Origin of the sequence: Pseudoalteromonas sp. MMG007 (genome assembly GCF_018100985.1) — a bacterium.
GTDB lineage: Bacteria > Pseudomonadota > Gammaproteobacteria > Enterobacterales > Alteromonadaceae > Pseudoalteromonas.
In genome coordinates, this window is sequence record NZ_JAGJEI010000029.1 from 1 (window position 1) to 3,863 (window position 3,863).

General features: G+C 39.2%; 4 protein-coding genes. 2 read left to right on the forward strand and 2 right to left on the reverse strand.

All coding sequences use genetic code 11. From position 1 onward, the window contains the following. Window positions 1-1,033 (reverse strand): discoidin domain-containing protein (locus J8L71_RS18230; RefSeq protein ID WP_211001782.1); only part of this gene is annotated, 1,033 nt, incomplete at its 3' end. 512 nt (window positions 1,034-1,545) lie between these two features. On the opposite strand from J8L71_RS18230, the gene J8L71_RS18235 reads away from it, so the two are divergent. Both J8L71_RS18235 and J8L71_RS18240 read left to right on the forward strand, forming a co-directional pair. Then, complete coding sequence (locus J8L71_RS18235; protein WP_211001783.1) at window positions 1,546-1,698, forward strand: hypothetical protein; 153 nt, start codon at window positions 1,546-1,548, stop codon at window positions 1,696-1,698. A 78-nt stretch (window positions 1,699-1,776) separates the two neighbouring features. Beyond that, entirely contained in the window at window positions 1,777-2,175 is a 399-nt protein-coding gene (locus tag J8L71_RS18240; protein WP_211001784.1) for a VOC family protein, read from the forward strand. A 5-nt stretch (window positions 2,176-2,180) separates the two neighbouring features. On the opposite strand, the gene J8L71_RS18245 is transcribed toward J8L71_RS18240, so the two are convergent. Beyond that, complete coding sequence (locus J8L71_RS18245; protein ID WP_211001785.1) at window positions 2,181-3,647, reverse strand: NAD(P)H-hydrate dehydratase; 1,467 nt, start codon at window positions 3,645-3,647, stop codon at window positions 2,181-2,183. Between the last annotated feature and the right edge of the window lie 216 nt (window positions 3,648-3,863).

Genomic DNA, 3,863 nt, shown 5'->3' on the forward strand with positions numbered 1-3,863 from the left:
CTGGAGCAGGCTCTACTGGAGCAGGCTCTACTGGAGCAGGCTCTACTGGTACAGGCTCTACTGGTGCAGGCTCTACTGGTGTAGGCTCTACAGGCACTTCAATTGGGCTCTCTTTTAATTCGAGGCAACCATGTACTTCCACATCTAGCAAGCTATTCCAAGCATTGTCTTCTGAAGAACTATTGCCGCGGCCGATAATACGAACAAAGCGAGCTAAAGCATCATTCAAATCATCACTATTTAAAAGGCTATCACCTTGTGATTCAGCATCAAGTACTGCTGAAGTCCAGTTCACGCCATCTAATGACGTTTCAATATTAAAATAGGCTGTGCGTTTATCACCAGAAAACCAAGCCGTTTTTATATTATCGATTTTTGCTTCGCCACCTAAATCAAGCTGGATCCACTTACCAATGCCTTTTGAAGACCAACGAGATGAACTAGTTAAAAAGCCATCAATTGCTCTTTCAGGCGAATAGTTACTATCATAAGAGCCATCATCACTCGCCGTTACTTCAAGTTTAGTTACTAAACACTGTTCTGGCACAGGGTTTGTAGGCTCTATAGGGAGCTCTGGCTCTGGCTCTGCATCAGCTTTTACAACTTGAATATCATCAAAATAACCATGTTGAAGCGTATCATTAAACTTTGTATAAACTTGAATTCTTGATTTTGTTTTAGAGTTGAATGGTACAGTCACTTTACTCCACGAGTTAAACTCGAAAGCTACTTTTTTTACTACGTCGTAACCATTATTTACACCAATCTTTCCTGAACCATTAACATAACCTGTTAAGATATAATCAGTGTTTTTTTCTACATCAATCCATTGGTGTACTCTTGCTGGGGCACCTAGCAACTGTAACGATTGTGTACCAGAGTTACTAATTATAGAAGCCCTTCCTGGTTCAACTATTGACCAATACGTTAACCCATTTTCAAAACCTGCGTTTTTAATAGTTACTGCATTCGCTTGTATCGAACCTGTTAATAAAATACATGCTAGCGGTAATAATTTAAATTTTCGAATCATTATTTATTTCTCATTAATTTGTTTGAATTGTGTGCAGATAATCAATAGGTAGTCTTTTTGATTAGGTAACAACGTAAAAAGTAAGTGCAAGTAATTAAACGAGGCGGGAAAATACCTTGAAAAGGAACGAAAAACAAGCTTTTTTTACAAAAAAGTTACAATTAACAAGATGACAATAAATCACTAAAAGTTAAGGTCTGAGCTTTGCCTTACATGCTGAGGCGCAAATTAGGGCATACATGAAAGGTTATTACAAAACTCGTAAGTGTTTGATTATGTATGTTTGCAGTTATTCTTTTACGTCGATTCTAAGAATTTCTTATTTTTACAGGTATTATTGATATTGTTTAATTTACACCCATAACTAAGTTACGTATAACTAAGATTTATATTAAATGGATTTATTAAGTAATAACACAATATTCACCTTCTTTATTTCTGTTGCTCTTGTGACTGGATTATTTTCATTCTTAGTTTGCTCTATGCTCAAAATGGTCACTTGGGGTAAAAGTATGTCTAAGGGGGCTTATTTATTTTTAGCATTCTTTCCGCTTATTTCACTGATGCCTATTCCGCCACCTACCTACGAAAATGTTCAAAAAGCTAAACAAGAGCAGCGTAAACGTAAGGGAGACTCAGGCGACCCGCCGGATGAAGAGGTATAATCTACAAAAGTATACAACCTTACACAAAACACACACTGGTATGTAAAAATACGCAGCAACACAGTCAGGGAGTAGTTTATGTCAGGTATAAAACAACACATTGGGAGTATTGCCTTAGTCGTAAAAGATTATGATGAAGCGATTGAATTCTACACGAAGAAATTAAGCTTTGAATTAGTTGAAGACACTGATTTAGGCGAAGGAAAACGTTGGGTCTTAATTACACCACCGCTATCAAACGGTACACATATATTACTTGCTCAAGCCACTGAGCCGGAGCAACTGAGTGCTGTTGGAAATCAGGCGGGAGGTCGGGTTTGGCTGTTTTTACATACTAACGATTTTTGGCGCGATCATGAAAGCATGTTAGCAAACGGGGTCGTCTTTAATGAACAACCCCGTAATGAACCCTACGGGACAGTTGCTGTTTTTGAAGATTTATACGGTAATAAATGGGATTTAATTGAACCAAAATAAAAAGTTTAATTTATTAACGATCTAACTATTTTAAATAAATCTGAGGGGAGCATACCTCGCTGCCCTTCACATTCAGACGCAATTTCACCTGCTTTAGCATGCAATGTTACGCCATACCGGGCTGCTTCGTCCATATCAAGGCCTTGTGCAAACAATCCACCTATAATACCGGTGAGTACATCACCACTTCCACCCACAGCAAGTGCTGCGTTACCATTTTCACAAACCCATGTATGGCTTGCATTATCAATTAGAGTTCCTGCACCTTTTAATACGCAAGTCGCGTTATAACGCTTTGCGCAGAGGCGGGCGTAGTTAAAGCGGTCCGATTCTATATTGCTGGTACTAACACTTAGCAATCGCGACGCTTCGCCTGGGTGCGGAGTCAATACACACTGCTTTAACATATATGATGAAGCTTGCTTAGCGAGTAAATTAAGAGCATCTGCGTCTATAACTAATGGGGTGTTATTGTTTTGGCAATATTGCATTACTTCATCGAACGTTTGTTGTGCCCACTCATCTTGCCCAAGCCCAGGGCCAATTACCACACTGCTAGCCCATTCAAGCGCTTGTTGTAAATTTGCACTGCCTACCATTAATTCTGGCCTGCCAATGCTTACAGGCGCTATAGAGCTTGAATGTGTATATACTCTTACCATACCAGCACCGGCTCTAAGTGCAGCTTCGCTGGTTAACCTAATTGCACCGGCAGTCCCTTCATTTCCGCCAACACAGAGTAGTTTGCCATGAGTACCTTTATGACTATTTAGGCTACGCGCACCAAGCTTTTTAAAACTATTAATATTTATAAGTGTACCGCTTGAAGTAGCGAGCTCAAAAAATGCAGGTCCAATATTTAGATCGTCAAATATTAGCTGCCCGCAATGTTGTTTACCGGTAGCCGTTGTCAGCCCCTGCTTAATACCAACAAAAGTTATTGTTTTACTTGCTTGTATAGCAATACCTAAAGGTTGGCCAGAATCAGCGCTGATGCCTGAGGGGACGTCTATACTCAATACAGGTTTATTACAGGCGTTAATTTGATTAATAATTTTAGCAAAATTATCGCGTACTGAGCTTTTGATCCCAGTACCTAACATTGCATCTATAATTAAATCGCTACGGTTTAATAATTCACTTGAATATGCATTAATTTCACCGCCTTCATCACGCCACAATTTATATGCTTTAGCGGCATCTCCTGTTAGTGCTTGTTCAGGGTTGACGGCACACAAAGTCACCAGCTTACCCGATTGCTTAATTAGGCTCGCGGTAATATAACCATCTCCAGCGTTATTACCTTGTCCCACAATCACCAATGTATGCTCAGCATTAAACTCTTTCCAAGCGCTGAACACAGCCTCCCCTGCGCGCTGCATGAGAGTAAATAACTCACAATGACTATTTTTGGCAGCGAGAGCCTCATTATCCCTAACTTCTTTTGCGGTAAATATTCGTTTATTTAGCATAAGGACTCCTTTAATAAGTGACACTTTACCTTATCAAATACACATATCTAGGGGATAGCTTTGTGAGCTTTTTTTAATAGAAGTTAATTAGTTTATTTAAGCGCACTATAGGTAGAGTAATTATCGGGGTCAGATCATTTTACTAATAACTGATAGCTGAAATTAATCACTTTTCTTCAGACATTAAAAAAGGCCACCTAAGTGACCTTTTTCTAA